Annotated in this window: 16 protein-coding genes; 10 read left to right on the forward strand and 6 right to left on the reverse strand. The window is 67.0% G+C overall.

Annotation, left to right across the window (positions count from 1 at the left end):
• Positions 1–2,019 carry a tetratricopeptide repeat protein gene (locus ACWGE0_RS22945; RefSeq protein WP_452262937.1) on the forward strand — a complete coding sequence of 673 codons (2,019 nt, stop codon included), beginning with the start codon at positions 1–3 and terminating at the stop codon, positions 2,017–2,019.
• A gap of 377 nt (positions 2,020–2,396) precedes the next feature.
• Here ACWGE0_RS22945 and ACWGE0_RS22950 read toward each other — a convergent pair whose 3' ends face one another.
• From ACWGE0_RS22950 to ACWGE0_RS22965, 4 genes are all read right to left on the reverse strand, one after another.
• A complete protein-coding gene (locus ACWGE0_RS22950) occupies positions 2,397–5,003 on the reverse strand; it encodes a tetratricopeptide repeat protein (protein ID WP_452262938.1) in 2,607 nt (868 codons plus the stop codon).
• A gap of 353 nt (positions 5,004–5,356) precedes the next feature.
• Complete coding sequence (locus tag ACWGE0_RS22955) at positions 5,357–5,983, reverse strand: hypothetical protein (RefSeq protein ID WP_452262939.1); 627 nt, start codon at positions 5,981–5,983, stop codon at positions 5,357–5,359.
• A 308-nt stretch (positions 5,984–6,291) separates the two neighbouring features.
• The gene (gene lexA / locus ACWGE0_RS22960) at positions 6,292–6,960 is read right to left on the reverse strand and encodes a transcriptional repressor LexA (protein WP_452263023.1); all 669 of its coding nucleotides are present in this window, start codon (positions 6,958–6,960) and stop codon (positions 6,292–6,294) included.
• Positions 6,961–7,835: 875 nt separating this feature from the next.
• Entirely contained in the window at positions 7,836–8,459 is a 624-nt protein-coding gene (locus ACWGE0_RS22965; RefSeq protein ID WP_452262940.1) for a toll/interleukin-1 receptor domain-containing protein, read from the reverse strand.
• Positions 8,460–8,599: 140 nt separating this feature from the next.
• On the opposite strand from ACWGE0_RS22965, the gene ACWGE0_RS22970 reads away from it, so the two are divergent.
• The gene (locus ACWGE0_RS22970) at positions 8,600–9,058 is read left to right on the forward strand and encodes an SMI1/KNR4 family protein (RefSeq protein ID WP_452262941.1); all 459 of its coding nucleotides are present in this window, start codon (positions 8,600–8,602) and stop codon (positions 9,056–9,058) included.
• A gap of 120 nt (positions 9,059–9,178) precedes the next feature.
• Here the strand turns inward: ACWGE0_RS22970 and ACWGE0_RS22975 are convergent, their stop codons facing one another.
• Positions 9,179–9,643, reverse strand: a complete 465-nt coding sequence (locus ACWGE0_RS22975) for a DUF4232 domain-containing protein (RefSeq protein ID WP_452262942.1) — start codon at positions 9,641–9,643, stop codon at positions 9,179–9,181.
• Between the two features lie 304 nt (positions 9,644–9,947).
• Here ACWGE0_RS22975 and ACWGE0_RS22980 point away from each other — a divergent pair, with 304 nt between their 5' ends.
• The 6 genes from ACWGE0_RS22980 (at position 9,948) to ACWGE0_RS23005 (ending at position 19,393) form a co-directional block, all read left to right on the forward strand.
• Positions 9,948–10,697 (forward strand): GH12 family glycosyl hydrolase domain-containing protein, encoded by a 750-nt coding sequence (locus tag ACWGE0_RS22980; RefSeq protein ID WP_452262943.1) that lies wholly within the window; start codon positions 9,948–9,950, stop codon positions 10,695–10,697.
• A gap of 425 nt (positions 10,698–11,122) precedes the next feature.
• Entirely contained in the window at positions 11,123–16,081 is a 4,959-nt protein-coding gene (locus tag ACWGE0_RS22985; protein ID WP_452262944.1) for a DUF6531 domain-containing protein, read from the forward strand.
• A complete protein-coding gene (locus ACWGE0_RS22990) occupies positions 16,078–16,671 on the forward strand; it encodes a hypothetical protein (protein ID WP_452262945.1) in 594 nt (197 codons plus the stop codon). The genes ACWGE0_RS22985 and ACWGE0_RS22990 overlap by 4 nt, the downstream gene beginning before the upstream one ends.
• 95 nt (positions 16,672–16,766) lie before the next feature.
• The gene (locus tag ACWGE0_RS22995) at positions 16,767–17,348 is read left to right on the forward strand and encodes a hypothetical protein (protein WP_452262946.1); all 582 of its coding nucleotides are present in this window, start codon (positions 16,767–16,769) and stop codon (positions 17,346–17,348) included.
• Positions 17,349–17,357: 9 nt separating this feature from the next.
• Positions 17,358–18,989 carry a hypothetical protein gene (locus ACWGE0_RS23000; RefSeq protein ID WP_452262947.1) on the forward strand — a complete coding sequence of 544 codons (1,632 nt, stop codon included), beginning with the start codon at positions 17,358–17,360 and terminating at the stop codon, positions 18,987–18,989.
• Between the two features lie 14 nt (positions 18,990–19,003).
• Positions 19,004–19,393 (forward strand): hypothetical protein, encoded by a 390-nt coding sequence (locus ACWGE0_RS23005; RefSeq protein ID WP_452262948.1) that lies wholly within the window; start codon positions 19,004–19,006, stop codon positions 19,391–19,393.
• Positions 19,394–19,406: 13 nt separating this feature from the next.
• On the opposite strand, the gene ACWGE0_RS23010 is transcribed toward ACWGE0_RS23005, so the two are convergent.
• Entirely contained in the window at positions 19,407–20,585 is a 1,179-nt protein-coding gene (locus ACWGE0_RS23010) for a trypsin-like serine protease (RefSeq protein ID WP_452262949.1), read from the reverse strand.
• A gap of 200 nt (positions 20,586–20,785) precedes the next feature.
• Between ACWGE0_RS23010 and ACWGE0_RS23015 the strand changes: the two genes are divergently transcribed.
• Complete coding sequence (locus ACWGE0_RS23015) at positions 20,786–21,658, forward strand: hypothetical protein (protein ID WP_452262950.1); 873 nt, start codon at positions 20,786–20,788, stop codon at positions 21,656–21,658.
• A gap of 216 nt (positions 21,659–21,874) precedes the next feature.
• On the forward strand, positions 21,875–24,193 hold the full coding sequence (locus ACWGE0_RS23020) for a beta-L-arabinofuranosidase domain-containing protein (RefSeq protein ID WP_452262951.1): 2,319 nt from the start codon (positions 21,875–21,877) through the stop codon (positions 24,191–24,193).
• Positions 24,194–24,249 lie beyond the last annotated feature (56 nt).

Consider the following 24,249-nt stretch of genomic DNA (forward strand, 5'->3'; position numbering starts at 1 on the left):
ATGACCGTAGCCGACTTGATGAACGCCCTGCGGGCACGCATCACGCAATTCACCGATCACCACGACCCCACTGCGCTACTCGCCCCTGACGCAGGGGCAGACGCTCAGCGACTGTGGACGGCCGCTACCACGCCTGATGGGGCCATGGACGTCAACGTCGCACAGGCCGTCGCGTGGTTCTACTGGTATCGACATTTCGCGTCGCCGGCCAGATCCAACGAGACAGAAGTAATTACAGCCGCCCATATTTTCATCGCGTTGGCTAAGCACAGTGAAGATCTGGTGTCCGCATACCAGCTCGCGGTGCTCGGGAACTCGCTCCTAGAACGACACAGCCGCTTCGAGGTACTGATTGATCTGGAGCTGGCAGTTGAGCTCCTGTCCCAGGCATTGGAGAGGGGCCAGACGGACCCCAATCGGTTTGGATGGATCGCCAACCTCGGCGGCGCGTTTCACTTAGTGTACAAGGTGTCTGGTGACAGCACCTGCCTCGATCTAGCGGAGGAATACGTCCGCGGAGCGGCCGGCAAGCTTGCCGCACCGTACTCGGCCTTGGCGTGGGCGAACATGGCGACCATCCTGCAGGCCAAATACCAACTGGACCAGAGCGACGACCTGCTCGATGAAGTAATTGAGGCGCACAGCGCTGCGCTGAGTTCGCTGCCGCCATGCCAGCCGAGAACGAACAGCCTCGCTGCACTGTGCGAGCTGCACCACATTCGCTACCTAAAGCGAAAGATCCCCGACGATCTCGTCGCGGCCATCGACAACGGAGAACAGGCTCTCACCAGCACTCCACGCCCGTATGGGTCGCAACTCGCCCATGTCATGACTAGAGTTGGATCGACATTGCTCGCTCGCTTCAAGTTACAGGGAAATCCAGAAGATCTGCACCGGTCCGTCGAGCTGGCCAGGACAGCCGCAGCAACACCGACGGACGACCGCCAGTTGCGCTACATGTCACTGGCCGAGCTAGCCAAAGCCCTGCAAGAACGGTTCGAGACATTGTTCGAACTCGGTGATCTCGACAGCGTCATCGCAACGCTGACTGAGGCGGCTGAACTCCTGGAAGACCAGGACTTGACGGATCTCGCAGGGAACCGCAACAACCTGGCGATCGCGTTCAAAGCCAGATACGAGGCGGTTGGCGAGTCCACCGATCTCGATCAGGCGATCTCCTATGCCTGGCAGGCAATCAACTTGAACGTCACGTTCCAGCGCGAAAGACGCCTGACCAACCTGGGAAACATGCTGATCCTCCGCGCAGAAGCCCGCGGCAGAATGCAAGACCTGGACGATGCAATCCAGCTACACGAAGAAGCCGTTGGCCTCACGCCCCCAGATGACGAAGACTTCCATCGCAATCTTGCGAACCTCGGCTCCGCGCTTCAGTTCAAATATCGGTACACCAAGGCGGCCAGTGACCTCGATGCCGCCATCACCACTCTGGCCGAGGCACACACGTCGTCACCGCGCGACAGTCCTGATCTATCCATGATCGCTCGGCTGTTGGCCGACTGCCTGCGCAGTCTCCACCGAATGGCGCCGGACCATGACAACCACACGGCGTTGAGCAACGCTGCCGCGCTGCTCGCGGAAGCTGCCGATGCCACGACGGCGCCTCCGATCGAGCGTTTCATGGCCGCACAGACGCTGGGCTCAGTGGAGGCTGAGCGCGGTGACTGGGAAGCAGCCGCTGAGGCGTTCGCCTCCGCGACGGCTCTGATACCCCGCGTGGCGTGGCGTGGCGTGAGCCGGACAAGCAGCGAAGTACTGCTCACCCGATGTGGCGGGGTGGCCTCTTCCGCAGCGGCTTACGCGATAGCTACTGGACAGCCGGACCGAGCTTTGGAGATGCTTGAGACAGGTCGCGCGGTCTTATGGTCGCAACTCACCGACCTGCGCACAGATCTGAATGCACTCAGAGCGGCCGACAGGGAGTTGGCGGGCAGGTTGGAGCAGATCGCTGCTGATCTGGACACGGCCAACCACGAGTGGCGCAGTGGTGTGGCCACGTAGCGCCTTTATGGTATGTCGTGCAGCTGACCATGCAGCCATGGCGGCTACCGGCGAGCCTTTGGCCTCATCAGTCCTCTAGCACAAACTTGTGTATCTGAGACCTGACAGTTCTATTCTGCATAGGGCATGTGCACCGCTGCCGCGCACCTGCGGCTTGGTCGATGCCGCACCTCAGTCCTCTGGGACGTTGTGTTGGCGCCGTCGTCCTGGCCGTCGGTGATTGCGACCGCAAGAAGCTCAAGTTCGGCATCCGGCAGGTCACCTACCAACACGACCTGCCCATCACGATCATCGACCGCACGGCCGACCAGACCGTCGACTTGAGCGGACCCAACTGTGCTTCGGCGGCAGGTGTTGGCGGTGGCTTCCACAGCTACTCAAACACTTCCGCTCTCGTCAAGAGGTGCATAGCTAGCAAGCCAGGTTGTTACCGCTGCGGCCTCGTCGTCGTGTGAGGGACCGCAGGCGACGAACGTATCCACGGCTTCGCGAAGGTATGTGGTCGCCTCAGGAAGGGCGCCATTGTCTGCGAGAGACTGCCCGAGCAGTGCAAGCGCACGCGCTCGTCTGATGTGGTCACGTGACACATGCAGCCTAAGCATCGACACTGCCTCTCGGTACAGCTCAATCGCTTCGTCGAGCCGGCTCTGCCTGCGGCGGAGTGCTGCCAGTCGGATCAACGAGTAGGCAGCAAGCCTTCCGTGCTGTGCTCGCCCATTGCACATCGTGGCTCCGTACCGATAGCTAGTAGTGAAGAGCGCCTCCACCTTGCCGCTGTGATCCTCCGGGTCTTCGAGACTGCGCGCGATGCCCGAGGCAAGCCTCAACGAATTCAACCCGTTCTCGTTGGCCAGCGACGTGTAGATGTGGCCAGCCTCGTCGTACTTCTCGATCGCGTTGGCGATCAGCGCCGGATCGGGCGCGGCTGGATCAACCTCCAATCGGTGCGCGTCACCTAATTCGCGCAACACGGTGACCTCACCCGCCCGATCCCTACGCAGCCCGTGGCGGCGGTACTCCTGCCGATACAGGAACAGACTTCGTTGCAACAGCGCAATGGCTTCCCGGCACAAGGTTCGGTCGACGGCGGATCGAAGGCCGTTATCACAGAGGCGGTCTTGGCCGTCAAGTACCTGGACGAGCGCTATACGTCCACGATTGCGGAGCGAGCGTGCTTGGTCGTGCAGGTCTCCGCTTGCAGCTGCGGCGTCTGAGGCGATCTGCTCCACGGCCCGCCAATCTGACACGTGGCCGCCGATTTCAAGAAAGTAGAACATACTGCTCGCCAGCTTTGCGGTGTAGCGAGGGCGTGGCCTTGCCCCAGCAGCGACGTGAACCGCGCTGAGGAGGTTGGCCTTCTCCTTGTCGAACCAGTCTGTCGGCGAGCCGGACAGGTCCACCGAGGCCGTCGCGGCCGAGTTGGTGCGCCACTCCTCAAGAAACTCGGTGTCAACTACAGGGTTGTCGTTGTTCTGTTTGTTGAACGCGTGGTTCACGCATCCGTAGTAGGCCATGGTCAGTCTGCGGAGTGCGATGGAGCGTTCCCGGCGATGCCGCCGACGCGCGATCAACCCACCCGCGTAAAGCCTGAGCAGATCGTGCACTCGGTATCGGTAGGCCATGTGGTGCAGCTCAGGTGTCGTCGTTCGTAAGCTCTCGTCCACGACGACCGTCACGAGGCCGCTGTGTTCAAGGCGCTCCAAGACCTTCGCGGCCTCGGCTGCGGATGTTCCCAGGAGTGCTCCCATCACGTAGGTGTCGATGGTGCTGCCAGAAGCCAGGTGCAAGCCCAGGAGCCGGAATGCACGTCGTGCGGTCATGTCCAGCGCGCGATACGAGTACGAGAAGGCCAGCTGAACGTCACTCATGGCATGGCGGGGGGCGCTTCTCATGCGTGACAGGCGGAACTTCTCCACGTCGAATGCCGCCACCAACGTCTTCAACGGATACCCGCGGCCCGACTTCGTCACGATGCTCCCCGCGGTGACTCGGAGAGCAAGTGGGAGATGCCCGCAGTATCGCGCCAGGCTGGCCACGGAGTCGGGGTCATCGATCGCTGGCCGGCCGATGATCGCCGTGAGCAAGCGTTGGGAATCCACCGGAGCGAGCACGTCGAGACTTTCTGAGGCAACAGCTTCCACGGCGGCCAGCCCCGTAAGCGGCTCCCGGCTCGTGACTATCGCCGCAGATGCTCCTACCGTGGGCAGCAGAGGCCGGACCTGTGCCTCGTCTGACGCGTTGTCTACCACCAGCAGAACACGTTTCGTGATGAGTGCGTTCTTGAACATCTCCGACAGTGCGGCTTCCGTGTCGGGGAGCACGGCATCTGGCTCGAGCAGCTTCAGCCATCGTTCCAAGACCTCGTGCGGCTCCACCGGTCCACCGTCAGCGGAGTAGCCCCGCAGGTTTATGAAGAACTGCCCGTCGGGGAATCGGTCCTTGACCTGATGTGCCCAGTGCAGCGCCAATCCTGTCTTGCCCACACCTGCCATGCCGCCCACGGTGAGGACCAGCGCTTGACTCGGAGTTCCGTTCGTTCGACAGGCTTCGAAATGTTGATCCAGCAGGGCGTTGAAGGTGCTGAGGATGTGGTCGCGGTTGACGAAGTTGCGCGGCGCTGCTTCACCGAGGTATCTGGTCGGGTTGGTGCTGCCGGCGGTCTGACCAACCGCTGACTGGTCGAGCGAGACCAGCCCCAGAAGCCGGCGAACGCCCGGAACCGTGAGGATGCCCAGGACGAGCAGCACGCCGACTATCGACGCGACCTGGTCACCGACCTGCAAGAAGCGCTCTACCCCAAAAACGAACAAGGACCATGCCAAGGCGCAAAGCACAACGGTCTTCACAAGCGCATTGCGCTTGCCGCGCAGCCACGCGACTCCGATCCGAACCGGCGCGAACCGAGCAGATAGGTACCCCAGCACGCGGCGGCTTGTCAGACGTGGTTGTCGGCGGGCCATGTCCTTCTGATCGAACGCAGCCACAGATTCGTGACACGACCGCTGACTCGCCGTCGTGCGAGCCAGGTCTACATCACGCACGAACAAGATCGCTACTGAGCTGGAGGCCCCGGCGAAGGATCTCTCAGATGGCGACCCAGCCGCCGAGCAATGAGTTGGCGGTGGACGGTGAGCTCGTGTCAGCAGGCGGCGGCACGGAAGCGTGATGTTCACGAAGGCGCGCAGCATGGCCGTACGTCCTGGTTCAGTGTGGCTGTTCACCGCTGACATCGTGCGCATCGCAGACGACAGCTCGGCCCTGCCTTCCGAGAACAGCGGCCACGATGAGTCGAACGCCCAGGCGTGAGGCCAGCAGCGTCGGCGCGCGTCCAGGTCGTCTACACCGCTGCGCATACCTTCGCCGCAACCTCGCCCCGAACAACCTCAACCAGTTCACGAGCCCGGTCCGCTCCGATCTCCAACTCGCGGCGAAGGGCATCCGCCGAGATGGGCCGCCGATGCTGAGCCCAGTGCCGGGCGTCCGCCCGACGCGCCCGGAAGAGATCATCATCTGCTCGCCCGGTAGTAGGCTCATGGTGGCCATCAGTCAGTCGTGGCTCGACAGCGGGCGCTAGAACTACATCGATCCGAGCGAGCGCTTGCAGGACTTGTGGTCCGACCTCAGCCCAGCCGATCAACAACATTGGCCCCACCGCATCGAACGCCGCCTTGCCGTAGGCACCAGACAGCACTGGCTCGGCGACATTCAGCGCCAGCGAGACCGCGCTGACGAACAGAGTGAACCGGCGCAGCGGCCGGAGATCCGCCACCGACGCGCCGTGCAGTGCCAGGTGCCGCGTCGCCAGAAGCAGACCGAGGATCGACAGGTCGACCGCTGGCGCGATGAGCGGGGCCACCCACATCGGCACTCCAAGCCGCAGAGCGAGGCTTAAAACGTTGCCGAACCCGAAGAGGAACGTCAGACCAACAACCGCCGCGATGATCACCGTGACCGCTCGTGACACGTCCTGCAGGACACCCGAATGCGAGCCCGGGATGGGCCCGAGAACGCCGACCTGCGACGACACAGACTGACACAGGGCAGCAGACGAAACTTCCGGATCATGCACCTGACATGCCGAACAGCATTTCCTGACATCAGCCGACACCACCGTTGAGGCTCACCCGAGGACTCTTAATCAGCGGGTCAGCGAATGCGCGCCCCGCAGCATGAACCAAGACCGAGACTGCTGGACTACCAACTATGTTGTCCTCGCATGCACGGATGTGGGGCAATCGAGCAATGCCGATGATCTTGAATCCATGCCGAAGCTCAGAGGCGCCGCACGACGGTCACCACCCTGCCGAGGATGGTCGCTTCGTTCCCGCTGATGGGTTCGCAGGCATCGTTGTGGGGTAGCAGCCACACGTGCCCGTCCTTGCGCTTGAACGTCTTGACCGTCACTTCGCCGTCGATCATTGCTGCGACGATCTCTCCGTCGGCCGCGGTCACCTGCCTTCGGACGACGACCCAGTCGCCGTCGGTGATGGCCGCGCCGACCATCGAGTCACCGACCACCTTCAGCAGGAACAGCTCGCCCTCACCGACGATCTCCCGTGGTAGCGGGAAAACGGCCTCGATGGACTCCTCCGCCAGAATCGGCCCACCAGCGGCGATGCGACCCAGCATTGGCACGTAGACCGGCGTCGGCGCGGGGTCGGGCTCGGCGTCGATCTCCGCGGGCCACACGCCGACCGCGCGTGGGCGGTTGGGGTCCCGGCGCAGGAACCCCTTCCGCTCCAACGCGCGCAGTTGGTACGCGACGGACGACGTCGAGGTCAGCCCTACCGCCTCACCGATCTCCCGCACGCTCGGCGGGTAGCCGAAGCGGTCCACCCAGTCCCGGATGACCTGCAGGACCTTGCGCTGGCGCGTTGTGAGGCCCGCGCTGCCGACGACGTCCCGTGCCTGCGTGACCTGCAACGGCAACGCGAGCGTCAACTGGTTCGCCGCCGAGGTCTGCGGCACGTCCCAGAGACCCTCCAGGTACTCGGCCGCTGGAGAGGTCTTAGGACGACGCGGCTGGAGAGGTGGTTCCTCGCTCAACAGGTCCCGCAGCACCCGGTCGAGGCCGGTGTCGGGCACCGGGTGCGTGAGTTCCGGACGGACGGCACCGGCGCTCTCCGCGATGCCGTCACGGTGCTCGGCCGCGAGCACGTATCCGTCGGGGTCGGCGACCAGCAGGTCGGTCCCCGCGAACCCGTTGGCGAGCAAGGCCGCCAGCACCCGGACGTCGTCCTGGGCGAGCGCCGCGACCTGCTCTGGACGCACGGTGGCGTGCACCCAGGTGAGCGTCCAGCGATCGACGTCCTCCACCGGCCCGTGCAACGGCAGAACCAGCAGTTCCGCGCGGCCGTACGGCAGCAGGTGCCGGGCGTCGGACGCCGAGGCGAGTGCGACTGCGTCGACACCCCTGCGGTCGACCACCACGGCGTCGGGCAGGTGCGCGACAGCGATCCCGCGGCTCGGGTGGCCCACGGCCGCGTCCCGGATCACGACGATCTCGTACACCGCCTGCCACCGCTCGGCGCAGGACTCCAGGAGGTCGCCCAGACTGTCGGAGTACGCGGTCGCCCAGTCTCCGTCGACACGGTCGAACCCGATTCCCGCGACGACGTCCAGGACACCGCCACCCGGCAGCGGCGTGCGGACGACCGCGGCGAGCGGATCGCCGGGATCGGCGAGCAGCGATGCCTGGAGGTCCGGTGACTCGTCGGGATTCCAGTCGACGTACAGGATGGGGTAGCCCCAGCGTGCGAGGAGTGCGGCGATCATCGGCGCGGTGTCGTCGGGCCGCTGGGCGGTGAAGGTGACGATCATGGCTGGAACACCGGGAAAGCCGGCTTCGGCGCGGCCGTCAGATCGGGGACCTGACACTGCGGCCAGTCCGCTCGCCACGGCGGCACGGCGGCGATCGCCTTGGCCACCTCACCCGAGATAACCCGGACCGTGTCGAACAGATCTGACTGCCTGTGCGAGCCGCCGAACGAGGGGAAGGGGTTGGACACCCCGCGCACGTCGAAGTGTTGCCGCTGTTTCGCGTCGTCGGGGAAGTTGTCCCCGTCGGAGTACCGCACCGGGTACACCAGCCGTGCGGTCCCGCCCAGCGCCCGCTCCCTCGCCTCCATCGCCCGCCACTCGGCAAGGCACCACGGCGAGTGGAAGTACGGCGGCGACCAGACGGCCACGAGCATCTTGCTGCGCGCCAACGCTTCCCGCAGCAACGGTGGCCACATCGCCCCGGTCTCGACTGCCGAGTCGATGAAGACCGCGGTGCGGCCGAGCTCGTCAGCGAGGCAGTCTTCGAGCATGCGGTGGAAGTGGTTGCGCACCCACGTCGCCGCGTTCCCCGGCCCGGATCTGCGGTAGCTGAGGAACACGTCGAACTGATAGCCGTCCAGCAGTGGCACCAGCCCAGGATGCCCGGTCAGATCCGCCATGTGCCGATCATCGCAGGGCTCGGAAGGGCTGTTACTCAGCGATCAACGGTTTCGTACTCTCATGCCAATCGCTTGTGCACCAGGGACCATGTCCTGCGCGCTGCTGGATCACCGCCTGGATCGGGGTAGGCTGGCCCGCCATGTGGCCTGGGGTGTCGGTGTCCGGAACCGGTGGCGTTGTCACGGCAGCTGACATCGCCGCGTTCGGCGAGAAGCACGGGGCGCCGCTGCCGGACGCGTTGGCCGAGCTCTACCTGCGGTCGGGGGTCGGCACGTTCGGTGGCTTCCTGCACTTCGAAGCGCCGGACGGCATGTGCACGCACCGGGAGCTCATCGAGCACCTGATCGACGAGGACGACGAGGAAGATCTGGCACCGACCGCCGACGTCATCGTGTTCGCCCGCAGCGACAACAGGGACATGTGCGGCTGGCACACCGCCGACCTCGCCGCCGGCGAGGACCGGGTCGTGCGGCTCGACGGCTTCGACGAGGAACCGCTCGCCGACTCGACTCGCCAGTTCCTCGACAGCTTGTCCACCACCGACTACTTCGGCTTCGGGGTCCTCTCCCCGACCTACAAGCGCCACGACTGGCTCTAGCGGGGGCGAGGTGCGCTCGGCCGGCAGCTCCAACCGCGCTGACGCGAAAATGATCCGTGATGGTCAGCGGAGACGTGGACCTGTTCGACCTCGCCCCCGATGACCATCACGAACACCGAACTAGCGATGCCAGGCCTGCACGCCCATCCGTCCCGTGGTGCCCAGGTCGATGTGCATGCTCGTCCTCGGCGGCAGCGGCGCCAGTTCGTACCAGGCGCCACCTGGCGCGGCCGCCATGTCGGCGTACCAGCCGAGCTGCGGTGGCACCTCGCCGGTGTTCGTGTTCTTCCACATGAACGCGGTCTTCGCGGTCTCCCCCGGCTGCACCGTGATCGGCTGCGGCGGGTCGTTGAAGCCCTCGACGAAGGAGATACCGCCCGACCCCTCGAGGATGTCGACGACCAACGGCTGCCGCTCTACATCGAGCAGTTGCACCTGCGGATAGCCGTTGAGCTGCAAGGGTTCTGTGCCGCAGTTGCGCACCTGCACCTGCAGAACCCGCAAGCCCATCGCGGCGTCGCCGTCGGTGGTGGTGAACTGAAGTCCGTTGTCGCACAACGGTTCTGCGGATGCTGTAGGGCTCACGGTCAAGCCCGCGAGCACGGCCAACAAGGCGAGGATTCTGCCCCCAGGTTTCATACGAGCGATCATGACACAGGAAGGCGCGGCATTTTGTGAAGGTATTGCGAAGGTTCGGATCAGCGGACTGGCGTTCGCCCACCAGACCGTCCACATCGGACCGACGACCGGGCGGGAAGCGCTGCGGGGCGACGACCGTGACGCATGCCGGCGAAGGCGTCACGGAACTCCGAGGGAAGAACCCAGGATTCGCCTGTTGACAGCTGGGTACTCTGGGAGCGCTCCCAGAACCCCTGTGAGAGGAGTTTTCATGCGAAGGACTCTCCGTGCCCTCGCCGCTGCCGGCTTGCTGGCAGCGAGCACCATCGTCGTGGCCGCCGGTCCGGCCCAGGCCGACACGACCATCTGCGACCAGTACGGGTCGACCACCATCCAGGGCCGTTACGTGGTCCAGAACAACCGGTGGGGCACCTCGGCTCAGCAGTGCATCAACGTCAAGTCGACCGGCTTCCAGATCACCTCGCAGCAAGGCTCGAGCCCGACCAACGGGGCACCGGTGTCGTACCCGTCGGTGTTCCTCGGCTGCCACTACACCAACTGCTCCCCTGGCTCCAGCCTGCCGATGCAGGTCAGCCGCATCCGCAGCGCCACCTCGTCGATCTCGTACCGCTACGCCGGCGGCACATACAACGCCTCCTACGACATCTGGCTCGACCCCACGCCCAAGACCAACGGCGTGAACCAGATGGAGATCATGATCTGGTTCAACCGCCAGGGCCCGATCCAGCCCATCGGCAGCGCCGTGGGCACCACCTCGATCGGTGGCCGCAGCTGGCAGGTGTGGCGCGGCAACAACGGGGGCAACAACGTCATCTCCTACGTCGCGCCGTCGCCGATCAACTCCTGGTCGTTCAGCGTGCTGGACTTCATCAACGACGTGCGCGCCCGCGGGGCGATCACCAGCTCCTGGTATCTGACGAGCATCCAGGCCGGGTTCGAGCCGTGGAACGGCGGCACCGGCCTCGCCGTCGACAACTTCTCGGCTTCGGTCAGCGGATAGCCGCGCCACAACAACGGTGCCGGTTGCGGAGCATTTTCCGCAACCGGCACTTCGCCTGTGTCCACATTGGCCGCCGTTTCAAGTCTTGACCTTCACCCGTGCGAGCCACGCCGTTAGGTCCAGATGACGGTACCGGCCGTGAACTCGGGGCGTATGGTCCGAGATGGGGGGAAAGCATGTGACTCTTGGGGGATTCACTCATGCGCCATCTCGTGTTGTTCTGCGCGCTTGCGCTCTTATCACAGTCCATTGTGGCCTTACCGTATGCATCGGCAGCGCCGCAGGTCAACGCACCTGCCGGGGCCGCGCCACAGCAACGGGCACTACCGCCGCAGGCATTGCCATTCCACGGCGGGAAGACTGGGGACAGGCCACCGATCACGCCGCCGCTGGTTGCCGCACAAGGTGATCCGAAGCCGGCCGCGGTGAGGCGTGCCGCCGATGTCGGTGGTGCGGAGGAAGTGCTGGCACGATCAGGTTTCGAACTCGGCGACACGTCACTCGTGGTCTATTTCAACGGCACGGACACCGATTCGTGGCGGGAGTGGCGCGCCACCGTCCTGGATCCGGAAACGGGTCAGGAGCAGCAGTCCCAGCCGACGTCGGAGCTGCCCAGGTGTGGTGAGCCGCGCCGGTTCTGCCGTGCGTTCGGCACCGCGGCGGGGTGGGCGCTGGTGGCGGGCAAGCGGTATTCCGTGACGATCACCGTTGCACGTCAGGACGGCAGTGAGGTCGTCTCGGCGCCGTCCAACCAGGCGGTGGCACGCCAGACCGCCGTGCCGCCCGAGATGCCCGCGCCACAGGCGGCCGGGTGTGGCTGCCCGAACGCGCTGGCGGCGTCCGTGCCGGGGCAGTCCGTGCGGGGTGCCGGGGTCAACACCGCGACGGGCGCGTTCCACTGGTCGCAGCAGGACTTCCAGATGGCGTCCTTCGCGGTTCCGTTCCAGGTCAAGAGGACTTACTCCTCGGCCAACCAGGGTTCGGGGACGATGGGCAAGGGGTGGGCGTGGACCTATGACGTTCGCGTGTTCCCACCCGCCAGTGGCGAAACGTCGGTGACGGTACGCGCAGAGGATGGCGCGCAGGTGACCTACCCGCGCAACGCCGACGGTTCATATGCGCGACCACCCGGTGTGCGTTCGACGCTCACCGCGTTGCCGGACAACACGTGGCGGCTCACGACGCCTGGCCAGATCGTGTACGCGTTCGATGTTTCCGGGCGGTTGACGTCGATCACCAACGCCCGCGGGCACGGCGTCCACATCGGACACTCCGCTGCGGAGTGGCGGATCACCGACGCGGCGGGACGGGTCGTGGTGGTCTCGCTCAACGCGGCCGGGCTGGTCGGCAGGATCACGCTGCCGGACGGGCGGAAGACCCAGTACAGCTACGAGGACGGCCGGTTGTCGGCGGTGCAGGACGCACAGGGCAACACCTGGTCGCACGTCTACGCCGGCGGGGTGTTGGTGAAAGTCGTCGATCCCCGTGGCCACGCGCAGATCACCAACGAGTACGCGGCGGGCCGGGTCGTGGCTCAGTCGGCCGCGGACGGTGCCAGGACCACGTTCGAGTGGGACGCCGGACGTCAGGAGTCGAAGACGACCGATCCCGACGGGGTCGTGTTCTTCGACGGGTATCGCGGCAACGTTCTCGTGTACACGCAGAACGGCAACGGTGACGCGGTCAACACCCGTTACTCCGCCGCGCTCGATCCCAGCCTGACCGTGGACGCACGGGGCAACCAGCGCGAACGCGGGTTCGACGCGGCGGGCAACAGGACCTCGGCCACCGCGCCGGAACCGTTCTCCTTCACCGAGCGCACCACCTACGACGGGCGCAACAACCCGGCGTCGCTGACCAACGGCGAAGGGCACACGACGGCGTTCGGTCACTCGCCGTACGACGAGGTGGAACAGGAGACCGCCGCATCCGGCGACAAGACCGTCTACCAGCGCGACAGCCGTGGCCTCGTGACGCGGATGACCGATCCTCGCGGCAAGGTCACCACTTTCGGCTACGACCAGGCCGGCAACATGGTGGCGCGCACGACGCCCACCGGTGCACGCACCACGTATTCCTACGACAAGGCAGGGCGGCGGCTGAGCGAGACGAAGCCGCGCGGCAATGTTCCTGGCGCGAACCCGCACGACTTCACCACGAAGTACGGCTATGACGCGCTCGACCGCGTCCGCACGGTGCACTCGCCCGGCCACGAGCGTGCGCAGGAGAACGTGTACGACAACGCCGGCCAGCTCGTGCGCAGCATCGACCCGCTGGAGAGGACGACCCTCTACACCTACGCCAAGGTGCTGAACAGGCGGATCTCGGTGATCGACCCGCGCGGCAGCGTCACGAAGACCGGATACTCCCCCGCCGGCCGGGAAATCTCCCGCGTCGACGCGGAAGGCAACCGGGCCACGTACACCTACGACCACCGGGGTCAGCTCGCGGCCACGGTGTCGCCGCGGGGCAACGCACCGGGCGCCGACCCCGCGCAGTTCACCACCCGGTACTTCTACGACAACAACGGCAACCTGGTGCGCACGTCCCGTCCCTACCCCGGTGGTGGTTCCGCCGACGTGGACTCCGGGTTCGACGCGCTGGACCGCAGGGAGACCGCCACCGACGAGTTCGGCAACCAGTCCACGATCCGCCACGACAACACCGACAACGTGACGTCCACAGTGGACCCGCTGGGGAACAGGACCGACCTCGACTACGACGCCAACGGCCGTCCCTCCGCGGTGAGGACGGCGGGTGGCGGCGAGTCGAAGGTCGTCTACGACTCGGCGGGCAACCCGCTGCGCAAGGTGTCGATGACCGGCGGCGCCACGACGTGGTCCTACAACGACGACGGCCGGGTGGTGACCAAGACCGATCCGCGGGGCAACGCACCGGGCGCGGATCCGTCGGCGTTCGCCGTCCGGTACAGCTACGACGTGGACGGGAACCTCGTCGCCACAACGGATCCGCTCGGCAACACCACGCGTTTCGAGTACGACGCCACCAGCCGCGTGACGGGTTCCACCGACGCCAACGGCCACGTCACCCGTTACAAGTACGACGACGCCGGCCAGCTCGTCGCGGTGACCGGGCCGGACGGGCACGACCCCACCCGCTACGGCTACGGCGCGGACGGTTCCGTGGTCAGCAGGAAGGATCCGCTGGGACGGGAGACCGAGTACCGCCACGACAGGCTCGGCCAGCTCGTCTCCGTCACTGATCCGCTGGAGCGGACGCGGGTGTTCGGCTACGACGAGGAACGCAACCTCGTCAAGACCGTCAACGCCGGACGTGGAGATGCCAAGGCGCGCACCACGATCGAGACGTTCGACTCGCTCAACCGCAGGGTCCGGCGGCAGCTCGGGGTCGACGGACCTGTCTACGCCTACGGCTTCGACGCCCGCAACCGGCCGACCAGCATCGCCGACCCGGCGGGAGTGCGGGTCCAGGAGTTCGACAAGCGGGACCGGCTGACCAAGGTCACCCGCGGGGACCAGGTGTACGGCTACACCTACGACAGGGACGGCAACGTCGCCACCAGGACCTGGCCCGACGGCACCACCGTGTCGTCCGGGTTCGACAAGGCCGGCCAGCTGACCCAGCTCACCGCCAGTGGCGGCAGGGCGGGAACCACGCCCGTCACGTACGCCTTCGAGTACGACCCGTCCGGCCGGCTGCGCAGGACCACGGCTCCAGGGCTGGTCACCGAGCGGGCGTACGACAACGCAGGACGCCTGGCGGACATGAACACGCACGGAGTCGCCGCGTACCAGATCGCCCGCGACCCGGTCGGCAACCCGACCCGGATCATCACCACCCGCGGCGACGCCTCCGAGACCTCCGGCTACTTCTACGACGAGGCCGACCGGGTCGTCGCGGCCTGCTACGGCGGCGCCGGCCTGCTCGGCGGGCAACCGGGCTGCGACCCGTCGGCGACCGGCACCGCACGGTTCGGTTACGACGCCGTCGGCAACCGGGTCAGCCAGGTCAGGACGGGGACCATGGGGTCGAGCACGACCAAGTACGGCTACGACGACGCCGACCAGCTCGTGGAGGAGAAGACCGGCAACACGACCCGCACGTTCGCCTACGACGACGAGGGCAACCAGATCAGGGCGGGCAAGGACACGTTCCGCTACAACCTGGACCACACCCTCGCGTCGGCCACCGTGGCGGGCCGCACCACCGACTTCCGCTACGACGGCGACGCGCTCCGGATCTCGTCGGGTGATCGCGCGTGGTCCTGGGACGTCAACGGCGACAGGCCGTGGCTCACCTCGGACTCGACCCGCGGGTACCTGCCGGCGCCCGGCCACGGTGCGCTCGCCACACTCGACAACGGGGTCGGCTCGTACGCGCCGGACTGGCTCGGTGGAGTCGCCGCCGTGCTGTCGCCCGCCGGCGCGGTGACCGAGAAGTACGACTACGGCGCGTTCGGCGAGCCGAGGGACAACGGCACCGCGGGTGGGGCCGGTGGCACGAACCCGTTGCGGTTCACCGGCGCCTACGCCGACCCCGCGCTGGACGGCCGTTACGCACTGCCCGCTCGCGTCTACGACTCGTCGACTGGCCGCTTCGGCGGCATCGACCCCGAGCCGTCGTCGCTGCGGCAGCCGGCCACGTCGAGCTACGCCTACGTGCTCAACCGGCCGACGATGCTGATCGACCCGACCGGCGGCGCACCGATCGCGGACGGCGGCGGTGGCGTGACGGATCCGGAACCCCTGCCGCCGTCGGCCGACGCCGGTCAGTGGGACAAGGCGCCGTGGGAGGTTTCTTGCACGGTCAGCGAGTCCGAGTACTGTCAGATCCTGATGTACATCCACAGCGAGATGGTCACGAACGCCAAGTCGCAGGTGGTCCGCGGCATCAAACAGAACTTGGACTTCTCGCGGTACCAGTCGCCGTGGTGGGAGTTCTGGGTGACGAAGTACGACCAGCAGCAGTCCAAGGTGGCTGCCGAGGTCTCCTGGGGACTGCAGGTCTGCCAGAAGCTGTGCCCGTGGGACCACAAGCCGAAGATCCGCGAGAAGTGGGGCATGTCGGAAGGCGACCCGGACTCGTTGTACTCCGACGTGCCGGGCAAGCCCTACCGCATCTTCTACGACGTGTGGTCCAACATCCACTACGGCTATGTCGGCGTCCAGGCCGGGTTCACCGGCGACGATCTGCAGAAGGGCGCGGCGGGAGGCGGACCGGCGGGCGGTAACGACCCCGGCGACGTGATCACGGTCCAGATCGGCGTCGACCTCGCCGGGCGGCACGCCCCCGACCGGCTGGGACCGGACCACATCGACTACGGGATCCGCGCCAGGCTGACCGAGCTGTTCCTGCTCAAACCCGTTCCCGACGCGGCGAAGCACGTGGTGCCGCGCAAGTGACGGACACACCGGAGAACACCCCGAGGGCCGGCCGCCGCGCGCGGCCGGCCCTCGGGCTCGCCTGCGTGACGGTCCTGCTGCTCGGCACCGCGACCGTCGTGTACCAGTCGGTTCTCGACGGGCAGCGCGGCCCCGACGTCGCGCTCGATCGGCTGTTGCTCCCCCAGCCTGCTGTCGTCGACGGCGATCCGAAGTGGACGGTGCACGGAAGTTGGCCGGACGTCCGCGAATGGGACAGCAGCGGTAGGGCACCGAGCCTCGTGCAGGGCGTCCAGCGGCACGACAGCGTCTGGCGGGCCGAGTGGGCGTTCCGCTTCGACAACCCCGAAGACGGCCTCGGCGACGACTACGCGACCGACCCGAGTGACGCCGAGGTGCCTGCCGGGATCAGTGCTCACGCTGCCGATCTGTCGTGCATCGGAGCGAAGGAACCTGGTTGCACCGTATGGGTCTTCTGGGCTCGCTACGGCCAGTACACCGTGTACCTCGAGTACATCAGCCTCGGCGAGGGTGTCCCCTACGCCAGGTTCGAGGCCCACGTCCGTGAGGTCGACCGACTGGTCAGCAGCGCGTTGCGCGGAACTGGGTGAGATCCACCCCGTTGTCGCACATGGCGCAAGCTCTTCGGCACACCTACGCCGATCAGCCGTCGCCGCGGGACCGGTGGGTGACCTAGGTTGCTGGTGTGGCTGGACAGGGGGATCCTCACTTATCGCGTTTCCTGGCGCCGGGCGTCGCCGTGCTGCTCGGTTATGTCGTGCTGGTTGGAAACCCGTGGCTGAACCGGGATCTCGCCTTCGCGTTGTCCGGCAGTGAGTCGGTCTTCCGGCTCGCCAACGTGATGTTCTCCTATCCGGCTTGGCACGTGGACGTGGAGCTCGTCGGCCCGTTCCTGTTCTGGTTCGCCAACCTGCGGACGGCGTTGTTCTTGGTATTCGCCGTCGCCGGGCTCAACAGGGTGCCGCGCTGGGTCAGCGGAACGGCGGGTGGCGCGGGCTTGTTCATCACCACCGTCGGAATGACGACGCTCAGTGCGGTGACCGCCGGGCTGGGCTCCGCGGCGGTGGCAGTGACTTTGCTGGACACGCGGTCCGCTCTTCCGTACCTCGCCTACGACCGGCCGGAGGACTTCTTTCTGGGTCAGCTCACCACGTCGGCCTCGTTCGGCGTGCTGTTCGGTCTGGTGCTCGGTGTGGTCGTCGCCCTGCAGCGCCGGACTCCCGCCGGCAGGGAACGCCGTGTCAACGCGCCGAAGTCGTTCTGGTGAAGGGGATCGATGAACCAGCCAACCGCGTTCTCCCCTGACGACACGACTCGTTACCTGTGTGTTGCGGCCAGGACCGACGAGCGCTTCGCCGAGCGGATGACCAAGGCGCTGCTGACTGAAGATCTGCACGCGGCGGCGCCGTCGGTCGGGTTCTCGCTGCGCCCGGTGCTGTTGCACGCGCTGGACGGTGTTCGGGAACGGCGGGTGCGGGACTGGTGCCTGCTCGGGGCGACAGTGCTGGCGTTGGTGCTGTCTCCACTGTGGACGATCGTCGCGCTGCTGGTGGTGTTGCCGATCGGCGGAAGCCTCGCCCGGCGCGCTGGGGAGTCGCGGCGGCTGCGCGATGTCGTGTTCGCCCTGGTCGGGTTGGCGATTGTGTTGTTGTTGTCCGTGTCGCTGGTGTCCGCGCTGGGCGTTGCCCCGGCGGCTACGCGGAGTCGTCCGGCGCCGGAGCCGCCGGTCGCGGAGTGGCTGGTCGGTCTGCCGTGGCTCGCGCTGCTGATGGGCCTGGTGATGTACGCGCTGGTGGTGCGGAGTGAGTGGCAGACCCGCCAGACGTTGCTGGGCGGGCTCACTCGTGCCGAATTCCATCCGGAGGAGGCGCCGGCGCTGCCGTCCGGCCAGGCGTGGTTGTCTGACCGGCTGGCGGCGATCGACGAGGCCGAACGCGGCAACGTGACGATCTACGACGGTTTCACGCCGTTCATCGGTCACGGCCCGCTGGTGTCGACGTGGTCGTTCGCGCTGCCGTTGCTGCGAAGTGACTCCGACGAAGTGGTGCCGCTCGACACCGCCGAACTGGTCGACCACGTCCGGGATCGGCTCGCCGGGGTTGGCGTGGAGCCTGACGAGTTGCCCGGGCTGTTCCTCACCGAGCGGGCGTTCGTCAGCGGCAACGCGCTCACCATGCATCCGGCGCTGCTGCCCCAGCGCGATCAGGCGCCCCAGCAGCACCTGCCCGCCGACGACCTGGCCCGGCTCGCCGCGCGCCCGCACGGTTCGGCGCGGCACTACCTGTGCGCGCAGGTGCCGTCGTGGGGCGGCGAGGTGGTCGCCAGCACGTTCCTGCACTTCTCCACCGACGGGCGGCTGCTCTACCTGCAGTGCGACCGGACCGTGCTGGGTCCGTTGTGGCAGCAGTACCACGACGTGGACCGGATCAGCCCGGTGCTCACCGCGAGCGCGATCGGCCGCCTGCTGGCCAGAGCGGCGAGTGGCGTCTCCAGCGCGGTGCCGCGCGCTCCCTTCCGCGTGGTGCGCGACCTCACCTTCCACTGGCGGTGGAACCGGCACCGCACCGTGGAGCGGGCGATCGCCGGGCAGGACCTCGGCTATCCCTACGGCGCCCGGTTCAGCGTCCGCGAGGAGGCCACGGACGCCAACTACCACAACTACTTCCAGAAGACCGACGCCGCCAAGCACCTCAAGCTGATCGAACGGCACGTGCTCGCCACGCTGCTGGACTTCCTCGACGAGCACGGCGTGGACACCACCGAGTTCCGCAACCGCCAGATGACGATCCTCAATCAGGGCGTCATCCAGACCGGCGGTGTCAGCAACGTGGGCAACCAGGCCGTCGGCAGCGAGGCCACCGCGACGGTGCGGTTCCCCGCACCCGAAGCCGCCGGGAAACCGGCTTGAGACAAGGGGAAACCGTGCCGGAAAGCTCGCCGAACTACGGCATCCAACAGTCCGGCGGCGTGAGCAACGTCGGCAACCAGGCCGTCGGCTCGCACGCCCGCGCGATCAGCCACGGCCAGAGTTTCACCGTCGGCGCGGCGACCGGTGAGCTGATGGCCGAACTGATGACGTTGCTGGAACGCCACCGCGCGGAGCTCCCCGGCGCAGACGACACGGGCGACGCGGGCGACTCGGCCGAGGCCGTTGCCGAGGAGCTGCAGGAAGAGCTGGACTCGGCCGAGCCGGATCGCGGGGTGATCGCGCGGATTCTCGTGCGCCTCAACAACATGGTGAAGCCCGTCGCCCCGCTGGTCGAGACGGTCGGTGAGCTGACCAAGTCGATCGACTCGGCGTTCGGCGGCTGACGCCGGCGGACTTTTACGCGTACGCCTCGAACTCGTAGACGCGGGCGATGTTCCCACCGGACTGCGCACCCGTGATCACCGTGAGGCGGACGTGCCTCGCGGTGGTGCCGATCGCGTGCTCGGTGGTACCGCTGGTGTTGCCGCGCACCGTCGCCACCGTCGTCCAGGCGGTGCCGTCGGCCGACACGGCCAGGTCGAAGTCCCTGGTGTCGAACGTCGCGGACTCACCGCCGGCACTCGCGTGCCTGACGACCAGTTTCTTCAGCGCGTGACCGGATCCGAGGTCGACCTGCAGCGACTTCGTCCCGGCCGTGGAGCACCACTTGTCGGTCGTGCCACCGGAGACGCTGCCGTTCACGGCCTTCGCGGCACCTTCGTTCGCGTTGCAGGCGGCCGAGCCCGTGGCGGGCTTGTTCAGGGCGAGGTTGTTGCCCGGCGGAGGGCCGTCAGGGCCGGCGACGTTGTTGATCCACGTGTTGACGCTGCCCTGCAGTTCGGCGTAGTAGAAGCGCGCGGTGCCGCAGACACCGGGGCCACCGGACGTGTCACCGCCGAGCCGCCAGTTGCCGGGCGTGCCCACCAGGAGCGGACCGCCCGAGTCGCCGTAACAGGCGCTCTTGCCGTCCTTGTTGTCCAGGCAGATCTCCCACTGGCCGGTGCCGCACGCGCTGTCGGGCAGCACCGGCACCTCGACCTGCTTGAGGGTGGTGGGTGCACCGCCGCAGCCACCTCCGGGGTTGCACGTCGTGGCACCCCAGCCGAGCAGCCGCACGGTCGAGCCGGGGGCCACGACCGGTGCGATCGAGATCGGCTGCTGGGTCACCGGCGCGGTGAGCTCGACGAGCGAGGTGTCGGCGTTGCTGTGGTCGACCCAGCGCCTGACCCTGGCGACTGTGCCGCCGGAGTTGCGGTTGTTGCTGCCGATCCGGATCTGCACACCGCTGGGCACCTCGCCGGCCATGCAGTGCTTGGCCGTCAGCACCCACGTGGGCCGGATCAGGGCGCCGCCGCAGAAGTGGCCACCGGAGTTGCCCTGCATCGAGGCCATGAAGCTGTAGTTCTCGGTGGCGTCCACACCACCGATGATGTTCGGGGTCAGCGGATCGGGTTGTGCCGTCGCCGTCGTGACGGCCGATCCCGCCAGGGTCACGGCGGCGGCCGCCGCCAGCAGCCCCTTGACCAGTCCTCGCATGGGAACCTCGCGTTCGATGGGGTCGAAGGAGAATTCCCAGAAGGGTCCACCGGCCGAAATCGCCGGATCTAAGTCCGAAACTTCGGTGCTGCGGATGGGCTAACCGCCCGCGCGGCTGGTGAATACGATGCCCGCCCGCCCGTTGATGGTCTGGACCTCTCGTCGTGAACCGCCGTAGGGTGGAGCGCACGAGGAGTTCGATGACCGGACCATTTCATCTCGTGTTGCGCACCGCGATCCGCGAACGCGGACTGCCGCTCGACCGGCTGCGGTCGCGGCTGGCCGAGCGCGGCATCCGGGTCGGGCTGGCCAGCCTCAGCGACTGGCAACACGGCAGGGCATGGCCGCGACGGCCGAACTCGTTGCGTGCCATCGCGGTCCTGGAGGAGATCCTCGGCCTGCCCCGCCACGCCCTGACGGGCCTGCTCGCCACCCACCACCTCACGCCGTTCCGGCCGCAGCAGGGCGTGGACGAGTACCACGGCCCGATGGGCGAACTGCTCGACGAGCTCCCCGGCGCGCGGGACTGGAACCTCGAGGTGATCACCTCCGAACACGCGGTGGACGTGGACGCGCACCGCAGCCCGTCGCGCATCACGGTGCGCAGCCTCGCCCGCGCCCGCCGGGACGACGTCGACCGAGCGGTGGTGCGGTACTTCGGCGCACCGGACTGTGCGATCGATCGTGTCCGTGTCGTACCGGTGCGCAACTGTGCCGCCGGGCGACTGCTGCGCCACCCGGAAGGACAGGTGCTGGCCGCTGAACTGCTTTTCGGACAACGACTTCAGACCGGCGAGACATGGGTCTGGGAGTACGAGCTGCACGACACCACCTCCGACTCCCGAACCGACTTCGCGCACGCGTTCCGCCGGCACGAGGGCACCTGCCTGATGGAGGTGCGGTTCCACCCGGACGCGCTGCCTGCCCAGGTGCACCACTACTTCCGCGCCGATCTGTACGTCGATCAGCACCGGTTGAACGAGTTGCGGCTCAACGCCCACCACGCGGTGCACGTGGCGACGAGTGGCATGAACTCCGGTGTGATCGGCATCAGCTGGGAGTGGCCAGACTGATCCTCACGCGAGTACCAGACCAGGCCCTGGCCCCCGACCGCCTCACTGACCATAGTGGACTCACCGTGTCATGTGAGCGCTAACAGCGAATGCCTTCACGCCAGCGGACCCTGACAGTCGCTTGGCGATACCGTTCGACTATTCGACTACATCCATGCCAGTTCTTTGAAGTTAGCGCTAACATCCTGCGTTGAGCCGAGTGTCTGGAGCATCCTCATGCCCTCACCGTTGAGTCGACGCACGCTCTTCCACGCCGCGGGGGTGGCCGCCGTCGCGGCCACGGCACCGTCGCTGATGGCAGGTTCGGCGCAGGCCGCCACCGTGCCCCCTGCCCGCGGCGACGCGGGCGTGTCCGCCTCCCCGTTCGACCTGTCGGAGGTCCGGCTGACGCAGGGGCGTTGGCTGGACAACCAGAACCGGACGCTGTCGTACCTGCGGTTCGTCGACGTCGACCGGCTGCTCTACAACTTCCGCGCCAACCACCGGCTGTCCACCAACGGCGCCGCGGCACTGGGAGGCTGGGAAGCGCCGAACTTCCCGTTCCGCACGCACAGCCAGGGGCACTTCCTCACCGCCTGGGCGCAGGCGTGGGCGGTCCTGGGCGACACCACGTGCCGGGACAAGGCGAACTACATGGTGGCGGAGCTGGCCAAGTGCCAGGCGAACAACTCGGCGGCCGGGTTCAACACCGGTTACCTGTCGGGTTTCCCCGAGTCGGACTTCGACGCGATGGAGGCCGGTTCGCCCAAGTCCGTGTCGTACTACTCCCTCCACAAAACCCTTGCCGGACTGCTGGACGCCTGGCGCTACATGGGCAACACCCAGGCGCGGGACGTGCTGCTGCGCCTCGCCGGGTGGGTGGACTGGCGCACCGCCCGGCTGACCTACAGCCGGATGCAGAGCGTCCTGGGCACCGAGTTCGGCGGTATGAACGCGGTGCTCGCCGACCTGTACCAGCAGACGGGCGACTCCCGCTGGCTGACGGCGGCCCAGCGGTTCGACCACGCCGCGGTGTTCGATCCGCTGGCGGCCAACCAGGACAGGCTCAACGGCCTGCACGCCAACACCCAGGTGCCGAAGTGGATCGGCGCGGCCCGCGAGTACAAGGCGACCGGGACCACGCGGTATCGCGACATCGCCGCCAACGCCTGGAACATCACCATCGGCGCGCACACCTACGTCATCGGTGGCAACAGCCAGGCCGAGCACTTCCGCGCGCCCAACGCCGTCGCCGCCTACCTCAACACCGACACGTGCGAAGCGTGCAACACCTACAACATGCTCAAGCTGACCCGTGAGCTGTGGCTGACCGATCCCGGCCGCGCGGCCTACTTCGACTACTACGAGCGCGCGCTGATCAACCACCTGATCGGCCAGCAGAACCCGGCGGACCCGCACGGGAACATCTGCTACTTCACCGGCCTCAACCCCGGCCACCGGCGGGGCAACACCGGTCCTGCGTGGGGCGGCGGCAACTGGAGCACGGACTACGGCACGTTCTGGTGCTGCCAGGGCACCGGACTGGAGACCAACACCAAGCTCGCCGACTCCATCTACTTCTTCAGCGGCACCACTCTCACGGTGAACCTGTACACGCCGTCGGTGCTGACGTGGTCGTCCCGCGGCATCACGGTCACCCAGAGCACGACCTACCCGGCGAGCGACACGACGACGCTGACCGTCACCGGCAACGCGGGCGGGTCGTGGACGATGCGGTTGCGCATCCCTGCCTGGACGACGGGCGCGACCATCAGCGTCAACGGTGTCGCGCAGAACGTGACCACCACGCCCGGCACCTACGCCTCGCTGACGCGGTCATGGACGCCCGGCGACGTGGTGACGCTGCGGCTGCCGATGCGCGTGATCGCCCAGCCGGCCAACGACAGCGCCAACGTCGTCGCGCTGACCTACGGCCCGGCCGTGCTGGCGGGCAACTACGGCAACAGCAGCCTGTCCGCGTTGCCCTCGCTCGACATCGGCTCCGTCACCCGCACCAGCACGTCGTCGCTGGCGTTCACCGCGACGGCAAACGGCACGCAGGTGCCCCTCGGGCCGTTCCACGACGCGCACGGGTTCAACTACACCGTTTACTGGAACGCCAGCGGTGGCGGCGGCACGACGAGCTACCGGTTGGTCAACGCCGGGACCGGCATGGTGCTGGGCGTCCAGAACATGTCCACTTCGGACGGTGGGCTGGCCGTGCAGTGGCACGACAGCGGGACCGCCGACCACAACTGGCAGCTGATCACCGACGGATCCGACGTGCGGCTGCGCAACGTCCACAGCGGCAAGGTGCTGGGAGTGGAGAACATGTCCACCGCCGACAACGCCCGTGTCCTGCAATGGTCGGACAACGGCACCGCCGACCACAGGTGGACGTTGATCGCCAACGGCGACGGCACGCACAAGGTCCGCAACGCCAACAGTGGCAAGCTGCTCGGCATCCTCAACGGTTCCACCAGCGCGGGTGCGCAGGTCGTGCAGGACTCCGACAACGGCAGCGCGGACAACCGCTGGCGCCTGGTCGCCAACTGATGACGTGGGTGCGTGCCCCCGGAAGCACCGGGGGCACGCACCACATCGGACGGATC

The sequence above is a fragment of the Lentzea sp. NPDC054927 genome, from assembly GCF_053610285.1.

Bases quoted from the DNA above. Each gene is read 5' to 3' on its own strand.
- ACWGE0_RS22980 (WP_452262943.1), top strand. From the start codon at position 9,948: ATGCGAAGGACTCTCCGTGCCCTCGCCGCTGCCGGCTTGCTGGCAGCG.
- ACWGE0_RS23000 (WP_452262947.1), top strand. From the start codon at position 17,358: ATGAACCAGCCAACCGCGTTCTCCCCTGACGACACGACTCGTTACCTG.
- ACWGE0_RS23020 (WP_452262951.1), top strand. From the start codon at position 21,875: ATGCCCTCACCGTTGAGTCGACGCACGCTCTTCCACGCCGCGGGGGTG.
- ACWGE0_RS22945 (WP_452262937.1), top strand. From the start codon at position 1: ATGACCGTAGCCGACTTGATGAACGCCCTGCGGGCACGCATCACGCAA.
- ACWGE0_RS23010 (WP_452262949.1), bottom strand. From the start codon at position 20,585: ATGCGAGGACTGGTCAAGGGGCTGCTGGCGGCGGCCGCCGCCGTGACC.
- ACWGE0_RS22970 (WP_452262941.1), top strand. From the start codon at position 8,600: ATGTGGCCTGGGGTGTCGGTGTCCGGAACCGGTGGCGTTGTCACGGCA.
- ACWGE0_RS23015 (WP_452262950.1), top strand. From the start codon at position 20,786: ATGACCGGACCATTTCATCTCGTGTTGCGCACCGCGATCCGCGAACGC.
- ACWGE0_RS22965 (WP_452262940.1), bottom strand. From the start codon at position 8,459: ATGGCGGATCTGACCGGGCATCCTGGGCTGGTGCCACTGCTGGACGGC.